Source organism: Rathayibacter sp. AY1D2, from assembly GCF_002932695.1.
Taxonomy (GTDB): Bacteria; Actinomycetota; Actinomycetes; order Actinomycetales; family Microbacteriaceae; genus Rathayibacter.
This window is the reverse complement of the sequence record NZ_PSVX01000130.1, coordinates 1-991: the sequence shown is the minus strand read 5'-3', so window position 1 is coordinate 991 and position 991 is coordinate 1. Positions and strand designations below refer to the sequence as shown.

Sequence of the window (991 nt, the reverse complement as noted above, 5' to 3'; positions counted from 1 at the left end):
TCCCTCCGCGAGGATCACGGCATGGCCCCCCACACGGATCCCCGCCGATGACTCTGCAGGACCTCGCCGACGAGCTCGCCCAGGCTCTCGACCGCCCGGTGACGATCGAGGACGCCTCGAGCCGGGTGCTGGCCGCGACGCGCGCGCGCGAGGAGGCGCCTCACGACGGCGTGTTCCCCGTCCAGGATCCGCGGGGCCGGCTCGCGACCCTCCTCCTCCCCCGGGAGCGGCCCGCGCCGCTCACTCCGGCCGAGTACTCGCTCATCGACGCGGCCGTCGGAGCGATCCGCCGCCTCCTCGGCCCCTCGACGCGGGCGGGCGGCAGCTCCCGGCGCGCGGACGTCCTCGCGGCGCTCCTGTCGGGCGACGGCGGCACCCGGCGCGCCTCCTTCGCCGAGGCGGTCGAGCGCCGCTGGCTGCGCCGGGACGCCCAGACCGTGGTCCGCGCGGTGCGGCTGACCGGCCCGACCGGCTCCCTGCAGCGGACGGCGCTGGCGCGGCGGATCGACGCGAGCGCCGCCTCCGGCCTGACGTTCCTCGGCGACCAGGAGGGCGTGCTGTTCTTCGTGAGCGTGGAGGCGCCCGAGGCCGCCGCGGAGGCGGACGACGTCCTGCGGGCGGAGGCGCGCGGCCGCGGCACGGCCGTCGACGCGATCGGCTCGGCGCGCTTCGACGTCCGCGACGACGACCTCCTCCCGACCGCCGAGCGCGCGGCCCTCGCGGCGACCATCGTCGGCTCCCTGCCCGACGGCCGTGGCCGGGCCGACATCGCCGAGCTCGGGGCCTGGGTGCTCCTCGCCTCGATCGGGGCGGACAGCTCGCAGCTCGCCATGCTCTCGCCGGCCGCGGCGACGCTGCTCGAGCGGGGCGACGAGGTGCAGCGGCGGACGGTCGAGGCCTACCTCGACGTGCGCGGCAGCGTGCGGGAGGCGTGCGGGCTCCTCCACATCCACCGCACCACGCTCTACTACCGCCTCGACAACCTGCCCGA

Annotated in this window: 1 protein-coding gene; it reads left to right on the top strand. The window is 77.5% G+C overall.

The window, feature by feature from the left end; genetic code table 11:
* Positions 1-47 precede the first annotated feature (47 nt).
* Positions 48-991: helix-turn-helix domain-containing protein (locus C5D04_RS17750; protein WP_104348145.1), on the top strand; the 944-nt coding region annotated here is incomplete at its 3' end.